The 24,381-nt window shown below is 66.1% G+C and carries 23 protein-coding genes; 3 read left to right on the top strand and 20 right to left on the bottom strand.

Annotated elements, in window-relative coordinates; genetic code table 11:
- Window positions 1-21: 21 nt before the first annotated feature.
- The 4 genes from infB to rimP all read right to left on the bottom strand — a co-directional run bounded on the left by infB (window position 22) and on the right by rimP (window position 5,928).
- Complete coding sequence (infB, locus tag BI327_RS24195; RefSeq protein ID WP_076863640.1) at window positions 22-2,724, bottom strand: translation initiation factor IF-2; 2,703 nt, start codon at window positions 2,722-2,724, stop codon at window positions 22-24.
- Window positions 2,725-2,832: 108 nt separating this feature from the next.
- On the bottom strand, window positions 2,833-3,519 hold the full coding sequence (locus BI327_RS24200) for an RNA-binding protein (RefSeq protein ID WP_076863642.1): 687 nt from the start codon (window positions 3,517-3,519) through the stop codon (window positions 2,833-2,835).
- 15 nt (window positions 3,520-3,534) lie between these two features.
- Window positions 3,535-5,148 carry a transcription termination factor NusA gene (nusA, locus tag BI327_RS24205; RefSeq protein ID WP_076863644.1) on the bottom strand — a complete coding sequence of 538 codons (1,614 nt, stop codon included), beginning with the start codon at window positions 5,146-5,148 and terminating at the stop codon, window positions 3,535-3,537.
- 3 nt (window positions 5,149-5,151) lie between these two features.
- Window positions 5,152-5,928: a ribosome maturation factor RimP gene (rimP, locus tag BI327_RS24210; RefSeq protein ID WP_076863646.1), complete on the bottom strand. Its 777-nt coding sequence runs from the start codon at window positions 5,926-5,928 to the stop codon at window positions 5,152-5,154.
- Between the two features lie 357 nt (window positions 5,929-6,285).
- Between rimP and BI327_RS24215 the strand changes: the two genes are divergently transcribed.
- Both BI327_RS24215 and BI327_RS24220 read left to right on the top strand, forming a co-directional pair.
- Entirely contained in the window at window positions 6,286-7,356 is a 1,071-nt protein-coding gene (locus BI327_RS24215) for a DUF2336 domain-containing protein (protein WP_076863648.1), read from the top strand.
- 249 nt (window positions 7,357-7,605) lie between these two features.
- Entirely contained in the window at window positions 7,606-7,821 is a 216-nt protein-coding gene (locus BI327_RS24220; RefSeq protein ID WP_245334919.1) for a hypothetical protein, read from the top strand.
- A 98-nt stretch (window positions 7,822-7,919) separates the two neighbouring features.
- On the opposite strand, the gene BI327_RS24225 is transcribed toward BI327_RS24220, so the two are convergent.
- From BI327_RS24225 to murJ, 16 genes are all read right to left on the bottom strand, one after another.
- The gene (locus tag BI327_RS24225) at window positions 7,920-8,657 is read right to left on the bottom strand and encodes a tRNA (guanine(46)-N(7))-methyltransferase TrmB (RefSeq protein WP_076863650.1); all 738 of its coding nucleotides are present in this window, start codon (window positions 8,655-8,657) and stop codon (window positions 7,920-7,922) included.
- Complete coding sequence (locus BI327_RS24230; RefSeq protein WP_076863651.1) at window positions 8,654-9,778, bottom strand: M20 family metallopeptidase; 1,125 nt, start codon at window positions 9,776-9,778, stop codon at window positions 8,654-8,656. Before BI327_RS24230 ends, BI327_RS24225 begins: the two co-directional genes overlap by 4 nt.
- Before the next feature lie 219 nt (window positions 9,779-9,997).
- Window positions 9,998-10,414, bottom strand: coding sequence for a helix-turn-helix domain-containing protein (locus tag BI327_RS24235; protein ID WP_021082652.1), 417 nt, complete (start codon window positions 10,412-10,414; stop codon window positions 9,998-10,000).
- Window positions 10,415-10,676: 262 nt separating this feature from the next.
- Window positions 10,677-12,290: an apolipoprotein N-acyltransferase gene (gene lnt / locus BI327_RS24240; RefSeq protein WP_076863653.1), complete on the bottom strand. Its 1,614-nt coding sequence runs from the start codon at window positions 12,288-12,290 to the stop codon at window positions 10,677-10,679.
- Window positions 12,287-13,399, bottom strand: coding sequence for a hemolysin family protein (locus BI327_RS24245; RefSeq protein ID WP_076864267.1), 1,113 nt, complete (start codon window positions 13,397-13,399; stop codon window positions 12,287-12,289). Before BI327_RS24245 ends, lnt begins: the two co-directional genes overlap by 4 nt.
- 1 nt (window position 13,400) lies before the next feature.
- Window positions 13,401-13,898 (bottom strand): rRNA maturation RNase YbeY, encoded by a 498-nt coding sequence (gene ybeY, locus BI327_RS24250; protein WP_076863655.1) that lies wholly within the window; start codon window positions 13,896-13,898, stop codon window positions 13,401-13,403.
- A 68-nt stretch (window positions 13,899-13,966) separates the two neighbouring features.
- Entirely contained in the window at window positions 13,967-15,037 is a 1,071-nt protein-coding gene (locus tag BI327_RS24255) for a PhoH family protein (protein WP_083742211.1), read from the bottom strand.
- 5 nt (window positions 15,038-15,042) lie between these two features.
- Window positions 15,043-16,431 carry a tRNA (N6-isopentenyl adenosine(37)-C2)-methylthiotransferase MiaB gene (gene miaB, locus BI327_RS24260; RefSeq protein ID WP_076863659.1) on the bottom strand — a complete coding sequence of 463 codons (1,389 nt, stop codon included), beginning with the start codon at window positions 16,429-16,431 and terminating at the stop codon, window positions 15,043-15,045.
- Between the two features lie 59 nt (window positions 16,432-16,490).
- On the bottom strand, window positions 16,491-17,189 hold the full coding sequence (locus tag BI327_RS24265; protein ID WP_076863660.1) for an HAD family hydrolase: 699 nt from the start codon (window positions 17,187-17,189) through the stop codon (window positions 16,491-16,493).
- Window positions 17,190-17,243: 54 nt separating this feature from the next.
- A complete protein-coding gene (locus BI327_RS24270) occupies window positions 17,244-17,696 on the bottom strand; it encodes a Fur family transcriptional regulator (protein WP_016840396.1) in 453 nt (150 codons plus the stop codon).
- A gap of 53 nt (window positions 17,697-17,749) precedes the next feature.
- Window positions 17,750-18,235, bottom strand: a complete 486-nt coding sequence (rimI, locus tag BI327_RS24275; protein WP_076863662.1) for a ribosomal protein S18-alanine N-acetyltransferase — start codon at window positions 18,233-18,235, stop codon at window positions 17,750-17,752.
- Window positions 18,232-18,927: a tRNA (adenosine(37)-N6)-threonylcarbamoyltransferase complex dimerization subunit type 1 TsaB gene (gene tsaB, locus BI327_RS24280; RefSeq protein WP_076863664.1), complete on the bottom strand. Its 696-nt coding sequence runs from the start codon at window positions 18,925-18,927 to the stop codon at window positions 18,232-18,234. Before tsaB ends, rimI begins: the two co-directional genes overlap by 4 nt.
- Window positions 18,928-19,084: 157 nt before the next feature.
- A complete protein-coding gene (locus tag BI327_RS24285) occupies window positions 19,085-19,654 on the bottom strand; it encodes a NifU family protein (RefSeq protein ID WP_076863666.1) in 570 nt (189 codons plus the stop codon).
- Window positions 19,655-19,798: 144 nt separating this feature from the next.
- Window positions 19,799-20,293 (bottom strand): universal stress protein, encoded by a 495-nt coding sequence (locus BI327_RS24290; RefSeq protein ID WP_076863668.1) that lies wholly within the window; start codon window positions 20,291-20,293, stop codon window positions 19,799-19,801.
- Window positions 20,294-20,382: 89 nt separating this feature from the next.
- On the bottom strand, window positions 20,383-21,435 hold the full coding sequence (gene trpS / locus BI327_RS24295) for a tryptophan--tRNA ligase (protein ID WP_076863671.1): 1,053 nt from the start codon (window positions 21,433-21,435) through the stop codon (window positions 20,383-20,385).
- A 65-nt stretch (window positions 21,436-21,500) separates the two neighbouring features.
- Window positions 21,501-23,039 carry a murein biosynthesis integral membrane protein MurJ gene (murJ, locus tag BI327_RS24300; RefSeq protein WP_076863673.1) on the bottom strand — a complete coding sequence of 513 codons (1,539 nt, stop codon included), beginning with the start codon at window positions 23,037-23,039 and terminating at the stop codon, window positions 21,501-21,503.
- 271 nt (window positions 23,040-23,310) lie between these two features.
- Here murJ and BI327_RS24305 point away from each other — a divergent pair, with 271 nt between their 5' ends.
- Window positions 23,311-24,312, top strand: coding sequence for an adenosine kinase (locus BI327_RS24305; RefSeq protein WP_076863675.1), 1,002 nt, complete (start codon window positions 23,311-23,313; stop codon window positions 24,310-24,312).
- Window positions 24,313-24,381: the final 69 nt, after the last annotated feature.

Raw genomic sequence — 24,381 nt, forward strand, 5'->3', positions numbered from 1 at the left:
TGCGCTTCGTAAGATTTGGACTTACAGAGAGCGCTGGATCGTCTCGATGCGGTAACATTCGATCACGTCGCCGACACGCATGTCGCCGTAGTTCTCGAATGCCATGCCACACTCCTGGCCGGCGACCACTTCCTTCACTTCATCCTTGAAGCGCTTCAGCGTCGACAGCTTGCCTTCGTGCACCACGACGTTGTCGCGGATCAGGCGAACGTTGGCGCCGCGTTCCACGGTGCCGTCGGTGACGCGGCAACCCGCGACCTTGCCGACCTTGGAAATGTTGAACACTTCCAGGATCTGCGCGTTGCCCAGCATGGTTTCGCGCAGCGTGGGCGCGAGCAGGCCGGACATCGCCTTTTTGATGTCATCCACGAGATCGTAGATGATGTTGTAGTAGCGGATCTCGATGCCGTTGCGCTTGGCCGCGGCCGCCGCTTCCTTGTTGGCTCGGACCGAGAAGCCGATGATCGCGGCGTTGAAGCCCTCCGCCAGCGTGACGTCGGACTCCGAGATGCCGCCGACGCCGGCATGCAGGATGCGGGCGGCGACTTCGTCGGTGCCGAGCTTCTCCAGCGAGCCCAGGATCGCTTCCAGCGAGCCCTGCACGTCGGCCTTGACGATCAGCGGGAACTCCTTGCGGCCCGCGGTCTTCAGCTGCGACATCATCTGCTCGAGCGAGCCGCGCATGCCGGAAATCGAGGCCGCGGCGTTCTCGCGCTTCTGGTGCGCGCGGTAGCTCGTGACCTGACGGGCGCGGGCTTCGTTCTCGACCACGGCGAGACGATCGCCGGCTTCCGGCGGACCGTTGAAGCCGAGCACCTCGACCGGCACGGACGGACCGGCCTCTTCGAGATTCTCGCCCTGGTCGGAGATCAGCGCGCGGACGCGGCCCATCTCGGCGCCTGCCACGATGATGTCGCCGACGCGCAGCGTGCCGCGCTGCACCAGCACGGTCGCGACCGGACCGCGGCCGCGATCGAGCTTGGCTTCGATCACGGTGCCTTCCGCCGGACGCTCCGAATTGGTCTTCAGATCGAGGATTTCGGCCTGCAGCGCGATCATCTCGAGCAGCTTGTCGAGATTGGTCTTGTTCTTCGCCGAGACCTCGACGTCGACGACGTCGCCACCGAGCGATTCGACCTGCACCTCGTACTGCAGCAATTCGGTGCGCACGCGCTCCGGCCGCGCATCCGGCTTGTCGATCTTGTTGATCGCCACGATCATCGGCACCTTCGCCGCCTTGGCGTGGTTGATCGCCTCGATCGTCTGCGGCATCACGCCGTCATCGGCCGCGACCACCAGCACGACGATGTCGGTGACCTTGGCGCCGCGGGCGCGCATCGCGGTGAACGCGGCGTGGCCGGGCGTGTCGATGAAGGTGATCTTGGTGCCGGTTTCGGGCGACAGCACTTGATAGGCGCCGATATGCTGGGTGATGCCGCCCGCTTCGCCGGACACCACGTTGGCGTGGCGCAGCGCGTCGAGCAGCGAGGTCTTGCCATGGTCGACGTGGCCCATGACGGTGACGACAGGCGAACGCGGCTCGGTGTCAGTCGAATCGTCGACGATGTCGAACAGGCCCTCTTCGACGTCCGACGCGGCGACGCGCTTGACGCTGTGGCCGAGCTCTTCGGCGATCAGTTGCGCGGTGTCGGCATCGATCACGTCGGTGATCTTGTGCATCGCGCCCTGCTTCATCAGCATGCGAATGACGTCGACCGCGCGCTCCGACATGCGGTTCGCGAGTTCCTGGATCGTGATCGCTTCCGGGATGGTGACTTCGCGGATCAGCTTTTCCTTGGGTTCGTTCGACGCATGCCCCTTCAGGCGCTGGGTGCGGCGGCGGAACGAGGCGATCGAGCGCTCGCGCACGTCGTCGGCATTGAGCGCGGTGGTCAGCGTGAGACGGCCGCGCTCTTTCTGCGGACCGGGCTTGTGGGTGGTCTTCGGAGCCGCGACGGGGCGCACGGCGCCGCCGGGGCGGCGCACCATGCGCGGACCTTCGTCTTCGTCGGGCCCGGCCGCAACCGCCGCCGGCCTCGGCGCGGAGGCCGGGGTGCGCGCGGTTGTCGTGGTCGTCGGGCGTGCTGCGGGCGCACGGGCGGCCGGAGCCGATGCAGGTGCGGGCGTCGCGGGCCTGGCCGGTGCGGCAGCGGCGGGCGCAGCACCAGGCTTGGCCTCGCCTTCGCCGAAGCGGCGCTTGGCCTCAACCTCGGCCTTGCGCTTGGCCTCTTCCTCGTGGCGGTGACGTTCTTCTTCCGCCTTGCGGCGGGCCTCGGCGGCCTCGCGCTCTGCCTTCTCGGCAGCCTCGCGGACGGCGCGGCGCTTGGCTTCCTCTTCGGCCTGGCGGCGCTCCTCGATGTCACGCTGCCGCGCATCGGCAAGTGCGCTGGCACGCGCGGAGCGCTCGTCTTCGGTCAAGGTCGGCAGCACCACGCCGGAGCGGGTGTTGCGCTGTTGCTGGCCGGGAGGCGGGCCCGAGGGGCGGCCCTGCGGCGGCCGGGGAGCGGGCGCCACCGGCTTTGCAACCACGGGCTCCGGCGCATGCGCCTCACCGGGGCCATCGCCACCGACGCGGCGCTTGCCGCGCTTCTCGACCACGACCTGCTTGGTCCGGCCGTGGCTGAAGCTCTGGCGCACGGTGCCCGTCTCGACGCGCGGCTTCAGCGACAACGTCTTGCTCGGAACACTCAAAGTCTTGTCGCCAGGGGTCTTGGTATCAACCATTCAGCAGTCCTAATCTCGTTTCGCTGTGCGTTTGCCGCACAAATCCTTCAACGTGTCGTCGTTTGCTGAGCATGATCCGGTCGGAAAGACGGCATCCGCCTTCCTGGATCAGGCTCTGGAATTTCTGGCCGCTTCGGCGGTCTTGTCGTCGTCGGCCATCCGGTATCGGACCAGCATCTGGCAGCGCGACAGGAACGTCTTGCTCGCCGGGCCCGCGAGCAGCGCAGCATGTATCACATTTGACCGCCCAAGTGCCAAATCCAATTCGTCCGACGTCAAAACATTGACGACGGGGATTACCGGCGATTCACCACGTTTTCCGCCTCTTTGCCTGACGATCGCGTCCAATTTGCGGATTCCGTCCGCCGCGCCGTCCGAAGCGTGGATCAGGGCTGCGGTTTCGTTCCGGTTGAGTGCGTCCTCGACCTTGCCGAAGCCCGAGACGACCTGGCCGGCCTTGGCGGCCATCGCCAGGGCCTCGGTGACGCTGCGCACCAGGAGTGTGTCGGTGTCGGTGGGAAGGGTCGGCGCGACACGGACATCGCGCTTGAATCCCTTGCTAAATTGGTGACGGCGGACCGCTTCCGCAACACTGCGCCGCGACGCGGAAACCCATAATCCGCGACCGGGCAGCTTGCGCTTCAGATCCGGGACCACCTCGCCCGTGGGCGCGATGACGAACCGGATCAGCTCGTCGATCGGACGCACCTCGCGGCTGACCGCGCACATCCGCGTGGTCGCGGACTTCTGCGTCCGCGGCCCATCGTCGAGATCGGGGTCAGCCTGAGCGAGCATCCGTTGGGCATCTCCTTACGACGCCGTTTCTGCTTCGGCGGCCTCGGCCTCCTCGGCAGGCTTGGCGAGATCGGCCTCGGTGATCCAGCCGGCCTTCAGACGGGCCTGCATGATCATCGCCTCGGCCTCGTCGCGCGACATCTCGATGCCGTCGAGGAACCCGGCATGCTTGGTCGGCTCGCCGCCTTCCTTGCGTTCGGTCCAGCCGACCAGATCGTCGGTGGCGCAGCCGGCGAGATCTTCGACGGTCTTCACGTCGTTCTCGCCGAGCTTCACCATCATCTTGCCGGTGATGCCGGGCACGTCCTTCATGGCGTCCTCGACGCCGAGTTCCTTGCGCTTGGCCTCCAGCTCGGCCTCGAGCTGCTCGAGATATTCGCGGGCACGGGTCTGCAGCTCGGTCGCGGTCTCCTCGTCGAAACCCTCGATGCCGGCGAGTTCCTTGACGTCGACCAGCGCGAGTTCCTCGACCGAGGTGAAGCCTTCGGAGGCGAGCAGCTGGCCGACCACCTCGTCGACATTGAGCGCTTCCATGAACACGCGGGTCGAGTTCTCGAAGTCGGCCTGGCGGCGCTCCGACTCTTCCTGCTCGGTCAGGATGTCGATGTCCCAGCCGGTCAGCTGCGAGGCGAGGCGGACGTTCTGGCCGCGACGGCCGATCGCCAGCGACAGCTGGTTGTTGGTGTCGGGGACCACGACCTCGATGCGCTCGCGGTCCTCGTCGATCACGACCTTGGCGACTTCAGCCGGCGCCAGCGCGTTGACGACGAAGGTCGCGATGTCCGGCGACCACGGGATAATGTCGATCTTCTCGCCCTGCAGCTCGTTGACCACGGCCTGCACGCGCGAGCCGCGCATGCCGACGCAGGCGCCGACCGGGTCGACCGAGGAATCGCGCGAGATCACGCCGATCTTGGCGCGCGAGCCCGGATCGCGGGCGACCGCCTTGATCTCGACGATGCCGTCGTAGATTTCCGGCACTTCCTGCGCGAACAGCTTCGCCATGAACTGCGGATGGGTGCGCGACAGGAAGATCTGCGGACCGCGGGTCTCGCGGCGGACGTCGAAGATATAGGCGCGGACGCGGTCGCCGTTGCGGAATACTTCGCGCGGCAGCATCTCGTCGCGGCGCACGATCGCTTCGCCGCGGCCGAGGTCGACGATCACGCTGCCATATTCGACGCGCTTGACGATGCCGTTGACGATGTCGCCGATGCGGTCCTTGAATTCCTGGTACTGCCGGTCACGCTCGGCCTCGCGCACCTTCTGCACGATCACCTGCTTGGCGGACTGCGCGGCGATGCGGCCGTATTCCAGCGGCGGCAGCGTGTCGGCGATGGTGTCACCGACCTGGGCGCCCGGATTGGCGCGCTGCGCGTCGATCAGCGAAATCTGGTTGGAGGAGTTCTCGACGACGTCGACCACCAGCATGTGGCGCGTCAGCCGAAGCTCGCCCTTCTTGGCATCGATCTCGGCATGGACGTCGGTCTCGCTGCCGTAGCGGGCGCGGGCGGCCTTGGCGATGGCGTCTTCCATCGCCGCGATCACGATGGAGCGGTCGATCGACTTTTCGCGCGCAACTGCGTCTGCGATCTGCAGCAGTTCGAGTTTGTTGGCGCTGACTGCCATGGCTTAGTCTCCTTCGAATGGATCGGTCTCGCCACGGCGCGCGCGCTCGGCGGCCAGGCGGTGCTTTTTGGTGTTGGTCGGCTCCGGCTTCTTGGCCGGCTTGTGACCAGGCTTGGGCTTCGGCTTCTGGCTCTTCGTCGGATCGCTCTTCCTGGCGTGCGCCGGCTGCGGCGGCGCGAGGCCGAGCTCGCGGCGCAGCTCGCGCTCGGCGGCCTTGCCGCGGCGCATCGATTCCTCGATCAGCTCGTCGGTCAGCACCAGCCGTGCGTCCGAAATGTCCTCCATCACCAGGAGAACCTCGGCGTCCTCGGCGGGACGCGGATCGTCGCGCTTGACGCGCACCGCATTGCCCTCGACCCCGGCGAGCTGGCCGCGGAATCGCTTGCGGCCCTGATGCGCGACCGCCATCTCGATCTTCACGAGATGCCCGGTGTAGCGCTCGAAGTCGGAGCGGCGCACCAGCGGGCGGTCGATGCCGGGCGACGAGATTTCCAGCCGGTAGGCGCGCTCGATCGGGTCGGCGACATCGAGCACCGGCGACAGCGCGCGCGAGATCGCCTCGCAATCCTCGAGCTGCATCGAGCCGTCGGGCCGTTCCGCCATGATCTGCACCGTGCAGCCGGCATCGCCCGAGACCTTGATGCGCACCAGCCGATAGCCCATGCCCTGCAGCACAGGCACTGCGACCGCGGCGACGCGCGCCGCGACCCCGGGCTCGACGACGAGCCTGGGCTCGGCGAGCAGTTCGGTGTCCACGGTCGTGGCGGTCGGATCGGTCATATCCAGTGTCAAAGGCTGTCTTGGGTCTTTTTGGGTCTAATTGCTGCTGAGGTCTGTTGTGTTGTTCAGGTGGCCTTAAGGGGCCGCTAACGCTACCCAAACTGGACCCGGCCTCGGCTCGGTCCCGTCAGGTAATAAAAAAGAGCGGGTCCCGGGGGGCCCACTCTCCTACGCGATCGTATGAGATACCATAAGTTGCGGTGGATATAGCTCTTTTGGCGGGGTCCGGCAAGGCCTCCGGGTCCGGCGGAACGCGATTTTGCGGCTCGGAGGGGTCGGGTTCGATCTAACCCTCCGTTTACGAACGGGACCATAGATTGCCGAAAATCGGCAGAAGTCGCCGGTTGGACAAGGCTCATGACGACAGCCCCCGCGCTGATCCCGGAACTCGACGACATCGTTCGCCGCGGCGACCCCAAGCGCCGCGCCGAGGCCGCGCGGCGGCTCGGCGAGTTGTTCCTGCAGGGCGCCGCGAGCTTCCGCCCCGACCATATCGACCTGTTCGACGGGGTACTGACCAGCCTGGTGCCGCATGCCGAGCTGGCGGCGCGGATCGATTTCGCCGAACGGCTCGCCCCGCTCGCCAATGCGCCGCGGCATCTGGTCGGGCAACTCGCCCGCGACGACGAGGTCGCGATCGCAGGCCCGGTGCTGCGCCGATCGCCGGTGATCGACGAAAAGGTGCTGGTCGAGATCGCCACTGCCAAGGGCCAGGGCCATCTGCTGGCGATGGCCGAGCGATCGAAGCTCTCGACCGCGCTGACCGATGTCCTCGTCCGTCGCGGTGATCGCGATGTGATCCGATGCGCGGCCGGCAATGCCGGCGCTGCGTTCTCGGACGCGTCCTTCACGACGCTGGTGCGGCGCGCCGGCCAGGACGGCGTGCTGACGCTGCGGATCGGCCGCCGCGATGATCTTCCGCCCGTGCATCTGAAGAGCCTGCTGGCCGGCTCGATCGACGTCATCCGCCGCCGGTTGCATCATGTCGCCAAGCCGGAACGGCAAGCCGAGATCAAGCTCGCGATGAGCGAGATCGAAGGCGTCGTCGTGCAGGTCGAGGGCCGCGATTTCGCTCCCGCGCAGCGCGCGATCCTGGCGCTGCACCGCGCCGGCGAATTGAACGAGGCCGCGGTGCTCGGCTTCGCAAAGGCTTTCAAATACGAGGAATGCGTCGCCGCGCTCGCCGCGATGACCAGCGTGAAGATCGTCTCGCTCGATCGCCTGATCTCCGGCGATCGTTACGATCCGATCCTGATCGCCAGCAAGACGATCGGCTTCGAATGGCCGACCGTGCGCGCCCTGATCCTGATGCGGCTCGGGCCCAACCGCGTGCCGTCACCGGCCGATATCGAGGGTGCGCGGGTCAACTTCACGCGCCTGATGCCGTCAACGGCGCAGCGCGTGGTGGATTTCTGGAAGTCGCGCTAGCTGGCAAAGCGACTCTTCATTCCGTCATCCTGAGGTGCGAGCCTCTTCGGCGAGCCTCGAAGGATGAACGGCCCCGCCGGTGGCCGTCGACCCTTCGAGACGCGCGTTCCGCGCTCCTCAGGGTGACGGACGCAAAAAGGACCTGCCAAACTTGGATCCGCCAGCGACTCGGCGCTGTGGCATGGCGGCGGCGCCAACACCAGCGATAGCAGGCGCTTTGCGTTCTCCTGCGCCTATTGCTGGGGCTGGATGCGGCAGCAGGAGAATTTGCAGCTCGGCATCCCACGCGAGACCGCGGCGCGCTTTCCGCGCCGCTTGCAGGAATTGTGCGGCTACAGCGTCTACAAGGGCCAGTTCGGCCACATCGACAACCACGATCCGATCGAGCTGCTCGGCCGCGAGCGCGGCAAGCGCATGGTGTGGGAGGCGACCGACGTCAGGAAGGCGCGGATGGCCAATCAATAGCCACGTCAAGCCCGGGCTTGTCCTGGGCATCCACGTCTTTGACGCCGTGTGGAGAGAAAGACGTGGATGGCCGGGTCAAGCCCGGGCATGACGAGATGTTAGACTCTTCGGAACCGCAGATACGCCGCCTTGCGCCCTTCGCGCTCGGCCTTGGCGCCGTAGCGCGTCATCGTGTAGTTCGGCCACGGCTCGAGCCAGTCGATCGCGCGTTCGGCGAGCCAGGCGAAGTCCGGCGCGCGCATCAGATGCGCGAGCGTCCAGGCGCAGTAATCGTCGATGTCGCTGACGAAGCGGAATTCACCGTCCGGCGGCAGCAACCGTGTCATCGCAGCGACGGTTGCATCCTGCACGAAGCGCCGCTTCCAGTGCCGCCGCTTCGGCCAGGGGTCGGGATGAATCAGGTCGATGCGCGTAAGCGAGCGCGCCGGCGCCCAGGCGAGTAGCTCGGCGGCGTCGCCCGCGAACAGGCGGATGTTGCCGATATTCTGCGCCTCGATCTGGGTCAGGATCTTCGCCATCCCGTTGACATAGGGCTCGCAGCCGATGAAGCCCGTATTCGGAAAGGCCTGCGCTTCCGCGATCAGATGCTCGCCGCCGCCGAAGCCGATCTCGAGCCTGACAGCCTCGATGCCGTCGTCGAACAATTCGGTCAGCGCCGCGGGCGCGGGCGCCGCGATGTCGATCGCAAGATGCGGCAGCAGGCTGTCGATCAGATCGGCCTGGTGCGCGCGCAGCTTGTGGCCCTTGCGCCGCCCGAAGAACGAGCCGCGCGAATGCGCCATCGCGCCGTCGTCTGGGGAGTCGCGATCGTCGGTGTCGCGTGGAGCAGATGTCATCGTAGTGTTTGATAGAGACGGTGGAGCAGCCGCGCGCGCGGCTCGATCGACGAGACGTAGAGCTGCTCGTAATGGGTATGGGCGCCCTTGCCGTCGACGCCGAGGCCGTCGAGGGTCGCGGTATGCGGCGCGGTGAAATTGCCGTCGGAGCCGCCGCCGGTGAAGACATCGAGCAGCTCGAAACCGAGCTCGGCGGCGAGCTCCCTGGCGTGTTCGTAGAGCGCAGCGCCGGAATTGCTCTTCTCATAGGGCGGACGGTTCAGTTCGCCGGTCACTTTCACGGTGACGCCCTCGGTGCGCGAGGTGACCCCGAGAATCTTCGGCACCAGTTCGTCGGCGTCGGCCATGGTCGGCACGCGCAGATCGACTTCCGCATAGGCCTCTTCGGCGATCACGTTCGGCTTGGTGCCGCCGCGGACCACGCCGACATTGACGGTGATGCCGCGCTTGAGGTCGTTCATCGCCTCCAGTGCCAGGATCACATGGCCGAGTTCCCGGATCGCGCTGCGGCCGTCCTCGGGGCGCGTGCCGGCATGCGCCGGCGCGCCCTTGATGTGCACGTCGAAGCGCGCGACGCCCTTCCGCCCGGTGACGATCTTGCCGCCGTCGCGCGCGGGTTCGGTCACCAGCACGTATTTGGCCTTGCGGCCCTCGGCCTCGATCAGCGCCCGCGAAGTCGGGCTGCCGATCTCCTCATCCGAAACGTAGAGCTGGGTGATGCCGAGCGGCGGGCGCGCGTCTTCGGCGCAAATCTGCCGGAATGCATGATAGGCGAGGTAGGCGCCGCCCTTCATGTCGTAGATGCCCGGGCCGAACGCGCTGTCGCCTTCGATCTCGAATGGTAACCGTTCGATGAATCCCATCGGATGAACTGTGTCGAGATGGCTCAACACCAGAATGCCCGGCGCGTCCTGCCCCCAGGACGAGCGCGCGACCAGGTGATCGCCGCAGCCGTCGCGGCCCGCAACGCGGTCGACGGTGGCCGGCAGGTCGCGATAACCAGCCGCGACGAGATCAGCGAGCTTGTTGACCTGATCGGGCCGCTCGGTCGGAGACTCGATCTCGACCCAGCGGCGGATGCCGTCGAGGATTGCAGCGGTTTCGAACGGGTTGCTGGACATGCTGTTGTCGTCGCCTGTGAATTCGTTATGTCATTCAGCGCACGCGCTTAAAGCATGATCCGGAAAAGTGTGAAGCGGTTTTCCCTCGCGACAGACGCGTAGCGTTTGCGCGTAGATCATGTTCAAACAAGGCGCTAAAGCGCGAAGTTCACCGCGCTTTAGCGTACGCCGGAATGACATATTCCAGATTGGACGATCTCTCAAACGGATATGGCCGAATCAGACCTGTTCGGCTGCCTCGCGTGCCGCGATCTGCTCGACCAGCTCGACAATGCTGCGGCGGAGCTTGGCATCGGCGATGCGCGTGAAGGCGCGGGTCAGGGCCAGGCCTTCGGCGGTTGCCAGAAAATCGGAGACGTAGGCCGGTGAGGAGCCTTCGCTGAAGCCGTCGGCGGTCTTGACGCCGCTCGGGCCGCCGTCGAACAGGAAAGAAACCGGCACCTGCAGGATTTCGGAGATCTGCTGCAGCCGGCTGGCGCCGACACGGTTGGTGCCCTTCTCGTATTTCTGCACCTGCTGGAACGTCAGGCCTAACGCCTCGCCCAGTTTCTCCTGGCTCATGCCGAGCATGATGCGTCGCATACGGACGCGGCTGCCGACATATTTGTCAACAGGATTGGGCGCTTTGGTGGACATTTCCAACTCTCCTAAGGGATTGCGCGCCCGGGGGGTGAGGCAAGTTGGACGTGGAGTATGCCTCAGGCGCCGGTGCCGTCAAATCCTGCAAGGAGGATCGGGACGAAATGCGGACAATTTGCGCAAAGGGGCTGACTTGGCTTGTGATTTCGCGTGGACCCGTACAATGCGAAGTGCACGGTCGATCTGTCAACTGGTGGAATCGCGCTGAGGTAAATTTCGACGTTTTTTCGGGTTCGCGACAACCGGCGATATGCAGCCGTCAGGCTTTTCGCCTCACAAGACGGCGCCGCAACACGAACGCAAGTGCTGTGATCACAATCACAGCGGCGGGGACGTTCCCGACACGCGCATAGATCGTCGGCGCGATCGCCGACGGCAGGCCGGCATCGAGCACGCCCTCGACGCCGAGCCCGAGTTGCGCGACGATTCGCCCGAGCGGATCGATGATGGCCGAGATGCCGGTATTGGCCGCACGCACCAGCGGCAGGCCTTCCTCGATCGAGCGCATCCGGGCCTGTTGCAGATGCTGATAGGGGCCGGTCGAGATTCCGAACCAGCCGTCATTGGTGACATTGACGATCCAGCCCGGACGATCGTCGCGGCTCACGACATTGCCGGGGAAGATCGCCTCGTAGCAGATCAAGGGCAGCGCGCGCGGCGCGTTCGGAATGTCGAGCGGGCGGCGGATCGTGCCGGGGATGTAGCCGCCCTGCACCTTGGTGAGCTGCACGAAGCCAATCTTCTCCATCCAGTCCTGGAACGGCAGATATTCACCGAATGGGACAAGGTGCAGCTTGTCGTAGACCGCGAGCACGCTGCCGTCGTGATCGATGACGTAGATCGAATTATAGGCGCGCGTGATGCGAACGCCGGGCGGCAGGTCGGGTGCGCGCACCGAGCCGGTGATCAGCACGGTTCCCTTCGGCAAGAGGTCGGCGATTTGCGCCATCGCGTCGGCTTCCTTGGTCAGGAAGAACGGGAACGCGGATTCCGGCCAGATCAGGATGGTGGAGTCGCTCACGCCGGTGGAGTGCGGCCCGGACGCGCGATCCGACAGAGTGAGATATTTCTGCATCACCGCCGCCTTGGCGGAGTAGTTGAACTTGGCGTCCTGCTGCAAATCGGGCTGCATGATGCGCAGCTTGACGCCGCCGACCAATTTGGTCGGCTGCTGCGAGAGGCGGACGGTGCCGAATGCCAGCATCGCGGCGAGGACCAGCACCGCGGCGACCGGCGCGCGCCACGGCTTGCGGCCGCGCGAGGCGCCATCGATCAGCACGGCCGGGCTTGCGAAGATCGCAACGCTGAGGAACGTCATGCCCCACAGCCCGATCAGCGACGCGGTCTGCGCCAGCGCCAGCGGCTCGGTCAGCGCGTAGCCGAACGCATTCCACGGAAAGCCGCTGAGCAGGTGGCCGCGCAGCCACTCTGAAATCGTCAGGCTGACCGCAAGCGCGAGCACGCGCGAGGCGTCGCGCGGCCAGATCAGCCGCGCCAGCGCGAAGCCGAAGGCGGTGAACAAAGCGAGATAGGCGGGCAGGCCGAGCACCGCGAACGGCGTCAGCCAGGCGAAGGTGTCCGCATCGACGAAGAAGGCGTAGCCGATCCAGTACAGTCCCGGCACGAAATAGCCGAGGCCGAACCAGAACCCGGACAGCGCCGCGGCGGGCACGCCGCGCCAGCGTCCGGCGGCAGCACCATCGATCAGCCAGACTGCAATGGAAAAGGTCAGAAACAGCACCGGCCAGGCGTTGAACGGCGCCATCGCCAGCGCGGACAGCGCGCCGGCTGCGAGCGCGAGGACGGCGCGCTTCCATCCCCAGGTCAGGATGACGGCAAGGCCGATCGATCGGAGCTTGTCGGAGAGCCTCACTGCGGACCGGCTCCTTCGCCGGGCGGCGGCAGATTGTCATTCGCCTGCGGGTTTCCGGAGTCCGGTGTCTGCTCGCGGCGCCGCTCGCGTTCCTTGCGCGGCGCGGGCCGTTCCTTGCGCGTCGTGACCCGCACGCGCTTGACCCGCCGCGGATCGGCGTCGAGCACCTCGACCTCGTAATTGCCCGGACCGGAAATCACTTCGCCGCGCACTGGCAGGCGGCCGACGAACGACACCAGATAGCCGCCCAGCGTCTCGACCTCCTCGCCGGCCTCGCCGGTGACGAAGTCCTCGCCGATCACCGAGCGGACGTCGTCGAGGCTGGCGCGCGCGTCGGCGATGAAGGAATTGTCCGGCTGGCGGACGATCGACGGCGGCTCGTCGGAATCGTGCTCGTCGTCGATCTCGCCGACGATCTGCTCGACGATATCCTCGATCGACACCAGCCCGTCGGTGCCGCCATATTCGTCGACCACCAGCGCGAGATGGATCCGCGAGGCCTGCATCTGCGCCAGCAGGTCGATCGCGCGCATCGACGGCGGGATGTAGAGCAGCTTGCGGATGATATGGGCGTCCGCGAGCGGTAGCGCGAGATCGACGCTGCGCAGGTCGAGCCCGGCAGGGAACGGCTTCTTGCGCTTCGTCTTGGTTGTATCGGTGACGCGCGCCTTCGCGGTCATGAAGGCGAGCAGGTCGCGGATGTGCACCATGCCTTCGGGGTCGTCGAGCGTTTCGTTGTAGACGACGAGCCGCGAATGCGCGGCGCTCTCGAACAGGCTCATCAGTTCGCCGAGCGGAATGTCGCGCTTGACCGCGACGATGTCGGCGCGGTGCACCATGACGTCGGCGATCCGCCGCTCGTTCAGCGACAGGATGTTGCGCAGCATGGTGCGCTCGATCGCCGAGAAGCCGACGTCGTCCGGCGTCGAGGCGTCGAGCACCACCTGCAAATCGTCGCGCACCGAACCGGCCTTCCAGCCGAACAGCGTGCGGATGGCGCGCACCAGCCAGCCCTCGGCTGCCGGGCGCTGCACCTCGCCTTCGTGCACGACGGCGGGCAGGTTGCTCACGTTGCGCGGATTGTCGTGGGTCGGTTCGGAATCCGGCATGTCAGGCGATCCGATCCGCATAGGGGTCGGGAATGCCGAGGGAGGAGAGGATCTCGCGCTCGAGCGCCTCCATGTCCTCGGCGTCGTCGTCGTTCTCGTGGTCGTAACCGATCAGGTGCAGGAAGCCATGCACCGCGAGATGGCTCAAATGATGGTCGAACGGTTTCTGTTCCTCATCGGCTTCCCGCCGCGTCGTCTCATAGGCGATCGCGATATCGCCGAGCATGCGCGGGGCATCGTCAGGTCCGCCGGGGCCTTCCGGCTGCAGCGCGGGAAACGACAGCACATTGGTCGGCTTGTCGATGCTGCGCCAGTTGGCATTCAGGGTGCGGATGCCGGCATCGTCGGTCAGCATCACTGCAAGCTCGGCGTCGGCGACATCGGCATCGGCGATCCCTGCGGCAGCCTCGATGGCGCGGTGAATCACCGCGTCGGCATTGGGCTCGGCCTGCCAGCATTCGGCGGTGACGAGAACCTCGGTTGCAGGAAAAGCGGACACCTTCGTTTCAAAATCTGCGTTATGGCCGGAACCCGCATCGCGCGGGCTCGCGGCCGAAGCTGGTGGTCTCAAGATCTGGCGTTTGCCGGCTTTTGCGGCAATCCCTCATAGGCGGCCACGATGCGCGCCACCAATTCATGGCGGATGACGTCCTCGGCCTTGAAATGGACCTGCGCGATGCCTTCGACGCCGTCGAGCAGCTTCACGGCTTCCGTGAGCCCCGAAGCCTGGCCGTGCGGTAGGTCGACCTGCGACGGGTCGCCGGTGACGATCATCCGGCTGTTCTCGCCGAGACGCGTCAGGAACATCTTCATCTGCATCGTCGTGGTGTTCTGCGCCTCGTCGAGGATGATGGCGGCATTGGTCAGGGTGCGGCCGCGCATGAAGGCGAGCGGCGCGATCTCGATTTCGTTGCCCTGCAGCGCGCGTTCGACGACGCGGGCATCCATCAGGTCGTACAGCGCATCATAGATCGGACGCAGATACGGATCGACCTTCTCCTTGAGGTCGCCGGGCAGGAAGCCGAGCCGCTCGCCGGCCTCGACCGCGGGCCGCGTCAGGATGATGCGGTCGACCTCCTTGCGCTCGAACAGCTGCGCCGCATGGGCGACCGCAAGCCAGGTCTTGCCGGTGCCGGCCGGGCCGATGCCGAACACCAATTCATGCCGCTTCAGCGCGCGGATGTAGGAATCCTGCGCCGCGGTGCGGGCGCGCACCGGCCGCTTGCGCAGATTGATGGTCTCGAATGTCGGCTTGGCGGTCTTGTTGTCGAATTCGAACAGCGAGCCCTGCGCGAGCACGGCGCGGATCGCGCCTTCGACCTCACCCTGATCGAGATCGTGCCCGGCGACAGCCTGGGCGTACAGTGTCTCCAGCACGCGCCGCGCCGCGTCGCAGCCGTCGCGGGAGCCCGCGATGCTGACATGGTTGCCGCGGGAATCGACCACGACGCCGAGCCGCCGTTCGATCAGCGCCAGATTCTGTCCATAGGGGCCGACCAGCGCGGATGCGGCGCGGTTGTCGTCGAAATCGATGACGACCTGAGTTTCAGGCGGCCGGGTCTCAGGTGGCATTTGCATGTCGCGGTCTGGTTTGCGGCTGGGAGCGAGCGAAGACGAATCCGATGCGCTTTTGGGCAAGGATTTCAGGCTCCAATGGTCTGCGAAATGAGGCGCGGCGCTGCCGGTGTCGCAAGCTCGCCGATCAGGCTGTAGCGCTCGAGGCTGTCGATCCTCACCGGGAGGACCTGGCCGATAATGTCGGGCGACGCCATCACATGGGCGGGCTGCAGATAGGCGGTGCGGCCAACGATCTGGCCCGGATTGCGCGCGGCGCGCTCGAACAGCACGTCGACCGTTGTGCCAATCGCAGCACGGTTGAAGGCCGATTGCTGGCTGTCGATCAATCCCTGAAGCCGCCCCAAGCGCTCGTCCATCTCGGCTGCTGACACCGTCTCCCGCATCTCCGCCGCCGGCGTGCCCGGCCGTGGCGAATACTTGAATGAATATGCCGCAGCGTACCCGATTTGCATGACAAGCGCGAGGGTGGCGGAAAATTCTTCCTCGGTCTCGCCGGGGAAGCCCACGATAAAATCTGATGAAAAAGCAATGTCTTGCCGCGCGGCCCGGAACCGGTCGATGACGCGCCGGTAGTCATCGGCGGTATGTTTGCGGTTCATGGCGGCAAGGATGCGGTCCGACCCCGACTGCACCGGCAGGTGCACGAACGGCATCAGTCCCGGCAGGTCGCGATGCGCCGCGATCAGGTCGTCATCCACATCGCGCGGATGACTGGTCGAATAACGCAGCCGGGTGACGCCGGGAATTTCGGCGAGCCGCTGCAACAATCTGCCGAGCGACCAGGTACGGCCGTCGGGGCCTTCGCCGTGATAGGCGTTGACGTTCTGTCCGATCAGCGTGAATTCGCGCACGCCGTTGTCGGCGAGCTGCTTGACGTCGTCGATGATCCTGGCGACCGGCCGCGAGACTTCCGCGCCGCGCGTATAGGGCACCACGCAGAAGGTGCAGAACTTGTCGCACCCTTCCTGCACCGTGACGAAGGCGGAGATGCCGCGGGCGCGGATCGCATCGGGCTTCGGCTGCGGCAGGAAGCCGAACTTGTCCTCGACCGGGAATTCGGTTTCGAGCGCGCGGCCGTTCTCTTTGGCGCGCTTCAAGAGCTCAGGGAGATGGTGATAGCTCTGCGGCCCGACCACGATGTCGACGGTCGGCGCACGCTGGATGATCTCCGCGCCTTCGGCCTGTGCGACGCAGCCGGCAACCGCGATCTTCATCTCGCGGCCCGCCCGCGCGGCCTCATCCTTGGCGACACGGAGCCGGCCGAGTTCGGAATAGACCTTCTCCGATGCCTTCTCGCGGATGTGGCAGGTGTTGAGGATCACCAGGTCGGCGTCTTCAGCGCTCGCGGTCTCGACAAAGCCCTCGCCGGCCAGCGTGTCCACCATGCGCTGGGCATCGTAGACATTCATCTGGCAGCCATAGGACTTGATGTGCAGCTTGCGCGGCGTCGTCATGGAACCCTGAGTGCGAAAATGGAAGCGGCGCCATCGGGGCGCCGGGGCTGAAATATAGCCTAAACCGGCGAAAATCCAGCGATCGAGCCGTGTTTTTGGCCCGTCTGGGCGATCAAATCGGGCAATTGGCGCATATCGGCGAAGGTTATGGCCGCGCCAGCCTTGCGCAGCATGTCCTCGTGTTCCGCCGTGCAATGGCTGCCGCCGTGGAAACCGAGCACGGTCATGCCGGCGGCGCGGGCGCCGGTGACGCCGGCCACGCTGTCCTCGATCACGACGCAGCGTTCCGGCCGTGCGCCCATCCGGGTGGCGGCGAACAGGAAGAGATCGGGCGCCGGCTTGCCGCGCTTGACCTGGGTGGCCGAGAAAATATGCGGCGTGAGCTGGTCGTAGAGCCCGGCGCAGGTCAGGCCGTGATGGATCTTTTCGGGCGTGCCGCTGGATGCCACGCATTTCGGCAGAGTGAGCGCGGCAATCGCGTCACCGACATGCGCGATCGCGCTGAGATCGTCGGCATAGAAACTCAGCGTCGCGTGCTTGACCTCGGCCTCGAAGGTGTCGGGCAGTGCGCGGCCGATCTCGCTCTCCACGATCCGTCGCGCCTCGCGGTCGGATACGCCGAGGAAACGCTTGAGCACGCCGTCGGGTGTGATCGGAAAGCCGTGACGCGTCAGTGTTTCCGCATGCGCGCGACAGGAGATCACCTCGCTGTCGACCAGCACGCCGTCGCAATCGAAGATGACGAGATCGAAGCTCATGGTCTGGTGATGCGTTTCCTTGCGCGCGCCTGCGTCGCGTGAAGCTGCACGCGTCTACGACTTGCTGTCTTCGTCGAGCGGGACGCAATAGAGCTCGAGACGGTGATCGACCAGCTTGTAGCCGAGCTTGCGCGCGATCTCGGCTTGCAGCTTCTCGATCTCCTCGGAGGTGAACTCGATCACCTTGCCGTCGCGGAGATTGATCAGGTGGTCGTGATGGCTCTCCGGCATCTGCTCGTAGCGCGCGCGGCCCTCGCGGAAGTCGTGACGCTCGATGATCCCTGCATCCTCGAACAGCTTGACGGTGCGGTAGACCGTCGAGATCGAGATCTTGTCGTCGACCGCCACGCAGCGGCGGTAGAGTTCCTCGACGTCGGGATGATCCATGGCCTCCGCCAGCACCCGCGCGATCACGCGGCGCTGTTCGGTCATGCGCATGCCGGTCGCGGCGCAGCGCGCCTCGATGCCGGTATTCTTTTGCGCAGGCGTGATTTTCACCGTCGTCATGGTCCAGAGCCTTGAGTGGCAGAGCAGGGCGCTGTTCTGCCACCGCGCCGATGTTACGACAAGTCGCGCCGCATCAGAAGCGCGTTCAAATGTTCCCCGCCGGGCTGCTTGTAATAGCGCTCGCGGCGGCCGATCACGCCGAATCCGGCCCTTTCATAGAGCCGTCGCGCCGGCTGATTGTTCTCTTCCACTTCGAGGAAGATGGTGCGAATGCCACGGCCGGCAAGATGGCCGAGATGGGTCAAGAGCAGGTCGCGCGACAGGCCGCGGCCACGCTGATTGGAATCGATCGCAATCGAGAGGATTTCCGCTTCGTCCGCCGCCATCCGCGACACCGCGAAGCCGATCACCTTGCGGCCCTGGCGCAGCCGGTGCACCAGCGTGTTGCGCTCGGCCAGCATCGCCTCGAACTCGCCTTCGCCCCAGCCGCGATGAAACGAGGCGCCGTGCAATTGCGCGAGCCGCGCCGCGTCACGCAGGGATGCGGGCTCGACCGCGGGCGGACCACCGCCCCACCATCGCGACAGAAAGCCGATCATGTCGATGGCGGCGCGCTGATGACGAGGCGATCCTTCGGCGGCTTCGCATCGGGCGCGCGCAGATAGAACGGCCGCGGCGGCGCGGTCTCGGGATCGATGGCGGCGCCGACCCAGGCGATCCAGGTGATATCGGGCGCAGGTTGCCGGTCGACCTTGACCGGCGGCATGGCATCGGCGGGCCAACGCTCGGCGAGGATATTGGCGGCGTTGCCGACCAGATGCAGCGCGCCGAATTGCGAGGCCGCGAGCGCTTCCGCGATCGGCGCCACCTTCGGCTTGACGATCGGACTGCCGTCGCCGGCCACCAGCTGGAAATAGACGTGATCGTGCCGCGCATCGATCGCCGACAGGATCGGATGCTCGCCATTCTCGGCAACCACGGGCGCGGCGTAGGCGGCGAGCGTCGACAACCCGACCACCGGCTTGGAGGCAGCGAGCGCGATGCCGCGCGCCGCCGAGAGGCCGACGCGCAGGCCGGTGAAACTGCCGGGACCGGTGGTGACGGCGATGCGGTCGAGCCCCGCAAAGCCGATGCCGCTCTCTTTCATCACTCGCGCGATCAGCGGCATCAGCGCCTCGGCATGACCGCGCTGCATCGTCTGCGATTCGATCGCGATGGTATTGCCGGAGGTGGTGTCGAGCACCGCCGCGGAGCAGGCGTCCAGTGCCGTATCGATCGCGAGAATCATCATGGGGCAAACGTCAGGGCGAACGGAAGGTCAGAACCATTTCCGATTCGCCGGCTCACTGTTCGTCCCCCCTCTCGGGCGGGCAACGCGCAGTGCATTGCCCACCATCAACTGTGTCGTATCGAAGGTGGGCTGCGCGTGGCGGCCCACCCGGCGCAAATCACATCGGCCGGACTTCCTGCACGTCGGGCACGAAGTGCCGGAGCAGGTTCTGGATGCCGTGTTGCAGGGTCGCGGTCGACGACGGGCAGCCGGCGCAGGAGCCCTTCATGTTGAGATAGACGATGCCGTCCTTGAAGCCGCGGAAGGTGATGTCGCCGCCGTCATTGGCGACCGCGGGACGCACCCGGGTCTCGATCAGGTCCTTGATCTGCTCGACCGTCTCGGCGTCGGCCTCGTCGAAGAACTCGTCTGCCTCGTCGCGCGCATCGTCGCTGCCGGCCGTGCCGTCGGCGAGCAGGGGCGCGCCGGACATGTAGTGCTCCATGATGGCGCCGAGGATCGCGGGCTTGAGGTGCTGCCAGTCGCCGTCAGCCTTGGTTACGGTGACGAAGTCGGCGCCGTAGAACACGCCGGTGACGCCCTGAATGGCGAACAGCCGTTCGGCCAGCGGCGAGCGCGCGGCGGATTCGGGCGTGGAGAATTCCATGGTCCCGCTGTCGAGCACCATGCGGCCCGGAATGAATTTCAGGGTGGCGGGATTGGGGGTAGCTTCGGTCTGAATGAACATTTGCTGTCTCCGGCGTCGCCGGTTCAAGGCCGGCGCGTTGGGTTCCCCTATGAAATGGCAATTAAAAAGCCCGCGATCAAGCCGCAAAACCGCGGTTCCAGGCCCTTACCCATGCCCTGGCGCCGTGCCGGAGCCGGCAAAGCGCTAGGACAGGGCGTCGATTTCGGCGTCGGTCAGGCCGCCCGGCACGATGGTCACCGGGATCGGGAACGCCCCCATGGTCTTGGCCATGGTGGTGATGATCGGCCCGGGCCCCTCGGCGCCCGGATTGGCCGCCAGCACCAGCATCGCGATATCGACGTCCTTGTCGATCACGTCGAGGATCTGCTCGGTCGGGTCGCCCTCGCGAATCGCCCGCTCCGGGGTGATCGCGGCGATCCCGTTGGCGCGGCCGGCGGCGCGGTCGAGCGCTTCATTGGCGGCCTCCTCGGCCTCCGCGCGCATGATGTCGGCCACCCCGAGCCATTGCTGGTTCTGGTCCTCGGTCTCGATCACCCGCAGCATCACGACGCCGCCTCCGACCCGGATCGCCCATCGGCTGGCGTAATACACCGCGCGGTCCCATTCCGCGGTGTCGTCAACGATGACGAGGCATTTCGGCTTGTGACCTGTCTCGTAGCTTCGTCGCTGGGTGGTCATGCATGTCCCGGTGCTGAACCAAACCAACCCATGCTGCCATACTCCCTCGCCGTTTGGGAGAGGGAGCGCGCAGTTCTTACCTTGCAGTGTCAGCGCGGGCGGATGAAGCCGACGATGTCCTTGGTGATGCGCATGGTCTCGTCGGCGATGCCGCGGGCGCGGTTGGCGCCGTCGGCCAGCACCGCGTCGACATGGCCGGGATCGGCGACCAGCTTCTTCATCTCGGAGGCGATCGGCGCCAGTTTGGTGACGCAAACCTCGACCAGCGCGTTCTTGAACGTCGAGAACTGGCCGCCGCCGAACTGCGTCAGCACCTCCTGCTTGGAGATGCCGGCGAGCGCCGCGTAGATGCCGACCAGATTGTCGGCCTCGGGGCGCGTCTCCAGGCCCTTTTCCTCCGACGGCAGTGGCTCGGGATCGGTCTTCGCCCGGCGGATCTTCTGCGCGATGGTGTCGGCATCGTCGGTGAGGTTGATGCGCGAATTGTCCGACGCATCCGACTTCGACATCTTCTTGGTGCCGTCGCGCAGGCTCATCACCCGCGTCGCGGGCCCGGTGATCAAGGGCTCGGGCTGCGGGAAGAACAGGCCGTCGGCGAAGCCCTGGCCGCGAATTGAATCGCCGAAGTCGTTGTTGAACTTCTGCGCGATGTCGCGGGACAGCTCCAGATGCTGCTTCTGGTCCTCACCGACCGGCACGTGAGTCGCGCGGTACAGCAGGATGTCGGCGGCCATCAGCACCGGATAGTCATAGAGGCCGATGGACGCGTTCTCGCGGTCCTTGCCGGCCTTCTCCTTGAACTGGGTCATGCGGTTCAGCCAGCCGATCCGCGCGACGCAGTTGAAGATCCAGGTCAGCTCGGCATGGCCGGCGATCTGGCTCTGGTTGAATACGATGTGCTTCTTGGCGTCGATGCCCGCGGCGATGAAGGCCGCGGTCACCTCGCGGGTGTTGCGCGCGAGCTCGGCCGGGCCGCCCCAGACCTCGACGCCCTGCGTGATCGCATGCATGTCGACGACGCAATAGATGCAGTTATGGGTCTGCTGCATCTTCACGAAGTTGACGATGGCGCCGAGATAGTTGCCGAGGTGCAGATTGCCCGTCGGCTGGACGCCTGAGAAAACCCGTTCAACGAACGCCATGGTCTAATTCCCGGAAATGGCTAGTTTTGCCGCGTCGTTTGCCACTTAAGCCGCGCGTGCGCAAGTCAGGCGGGATGCCTTTGCCTGATGGCCTTAACCGCTGCGCGCCAGCCGGTGACGCCGAAAAGCTGCAAGAACAGCCCGTAACCGGCGATACCGGCTGCGATCAGCATGAGCAGGGAGACCGCCTGCACGAACCCATGGCTGCCGGCGACCGGCAACGCGCCGTCCGCGAGCCATAGCAGGGCGCCCATCGCGAGCGCGGCGGCCAGGACGCGCGGCAGGCGGCGGCGTGCCTCGGCATCGATCGAGAAGCCGAAGGTCGCCGCCCCCTTGCGGATCAGCGCCAGTGCATTGCTCCAGGCGCCGAGCGCGATGCCTGCGGCAATTCCGCTGGCGCCGAAGATGTGTCCCAGCACGAAGGCGGCCGCGATCGCGACCACGATGGCCTTCAGCGTCGCAAACAGTGGCGTCAGCGTGTCCTCGCGGGCGAAGAACGCCGGCGACAGCGCCTTCACCAGCACATGCGCCGGCAATGCGAGCGTCAGCCAGACCAGAGCTTGCGCCGTTGCCGCGGTATCCTCCGTGGTGAAGGCGCCGTGCTCGAACAGCATCCGCACGATCGGCTCGCTCAGCACCATCAGGCCGAGCGTCGCCGGCAGCGCCAGCCCGGCCGCGAGCTCGAGGGCGCGCGATTCCGCATGCGCGATGGCAGCGTGCTCGCCGCTGCGCACGGCGCGCGTCATCTCCGGGATCAGCACGGTGCCCATCGCGACGCCGACGATGCCGAGCGGCAATTCGAGCAATCGGTTGGCGAAATACAGCCACGACACCGCCGACGGCGAGGTCGATGCGATCACCGCGCCGGCCACCATGAGCCATTGCGGCGCGCTGCTCGCGACCATGCCGGGGACCGCGCGGCCGAGAAAGCTGCGCATCTCAGGATCGAAGGAGACGCGGAGCGGCGCAGCGAGCTTGGCGCCGCGCAGCGCCAGCATCGACAGTTGCAGGAAACCGGCGGCGCCGATGGTGGCCGCCATGACCAGCGCGGCCTGCACCGGCTCCTGCTGCCGCACCAGCAGCACGGCCATCACCGATATCAGCGCGATGTTGAACAACAGCGGCGCGAACGCGGCCAGCGCGAAGCGGCCCTGCGCGTTGAGCAGCGCCATCATCACGGTGACCGGGCCGGCGAAGGCGAGATAGGGCAGCATCAACCTGGCATCGTCGACGGCGAATTGCAGCGTGTCGCGGCCGACGAAGCCCGGCGCGATCGCGGCGATCACCAGCGGCATCACCAGGCCGATCACGAGCGCGGCCGCGATGACCGCGGCGCTGACGGTGCCGAGCACGCGACCGGCAAACGCGGTTGCCGCGTCCATTCCATCAGTGTCGCGCACCTTCAGCCAAGCCGGCACCAGGGCGGCATTCAGCCCGCCCTCGGCCAGCAGCCGTCGCACAACATTCACAAGTTGAAATGCCGCCAGGAAGGCATCCGCGACCGGGCCCGCACCAAGCAGCGCCGCGATCACGGAATCGCGCACGAAACCGAGCAGTCGCGAGGCCAGCGTTCCCGTGGAGACGGTGAGGAAGGAGCGGAACATTGGGTCTGTATAGCAGCAGCAGGTTAAGCTGCCAGCGGCTCGATCTTAGACCCGTCATCCTGAGGTGCGAGCGGAGCGAGCCTCGAAGGATGAATCGGCCACAGATGGGGCCGTCCATCCTTCGAGGCTCGCCGAAGAGGCTCGCACCTCAGGATGACGGGTCAGCGAGCGCGGCATGACGGAACTGGCAGCCTTCGCTTCCCTTGCTGCCCCAAGGCGTAACGTGATAGGTCGCGGCTCTTGTTGGGTGGCGTTAACACAGGGCAGGTCTATGGCTGACGCAAAATATGACGTTCTCGGGATCGGCAACGCGATCTTTGACGTGCTGGTGCAAACAGATGAGGCATTCCTTGCCCGTCACGGCATGACCAAGGGCTCGATGCAGCTGATCGACGAGGCGCGCGCCACCGCAATCTACAGCGACATGGGCACCGCGACCGAGATGTCGGGCGGCTCGGCCGCCAACACCATCGTCGGCGTCGGCAGTCTCGGCGCCCGCGCCGCTTATGTCGGCAAGGTCAAGGACGACCAGATCGGCAAGCTCTACGTCCACGACATCCGCGCTGCCGGCGTGGTCTTCGACACCGCGCCGGCCAAGACCGGCCCGGCCACCGGTTGCTGCTACGTCCTGGTGACGCCGGACGGCGAGCGCACCATGAACACCTATCTCGGCGCCGCGCAGGACCTGACGCCCGACGACATCGTTCCGGCGCAGATTGAAGCCGCCGGCATCATCTATCTCGAGGGCTATCTCTGGGACCCGAAGAACGCCAAGGACGCCTTCGTGAAGGCCGCAACGATCGCGCATGGCGCCGGCCGCCAGGTCGCGCTGACGCTGTCGGATTCGTTCTGCGTCGACCGCTACCGCGACGAATTTCTCGACCTGATGCGCAAGGGCATCGTGGATCTGGTGTTCTCCAACGAATCCGAATTGCACTCGCTGTACCAGACCTCGGATTTCGACACCGCGCTGAAGCAGTTCGGTAAGGATACAAAGCTCGGCGTCGTCACCCGCAGCGAGAAGGGCTGCGTCGTGATTTCAGGCGACGGCGTTGTGGCGGCGCCGGCCTCGCCGATCGACAGACTGGTCGACACGACAGGCGCCGGCGATCTGTTCGCCGCCGGCTTCCTGGTCGGCCTTGTCCGCAATGTCGGCCATGAGAATGCCGGCCGCCTCGGCGCGCTCGCCGCCGCCGAGGTGATCCAGCATATCGGCGCCCGGCCGCGGGTGTCGCTGAAGGATCTGGCCAAGCAGAAGGGGTTGCTGGTTTAAGCACGGCGCTCTCTTGCCTCGCACCGCTTGCGGGGAGAGGCCGGAATGCATCGCCAGATGCATTCCGGG

The organism is Bradyrhizobium mercantei, assembly GCF_001982635.1.
GTDB lineage: Bacteria > Pseudomonadota > Alphaproteobacteria > Rhizobiales > Xanthobacteraceae > Bradyrhizobium > Bradyrhizobium mercantei.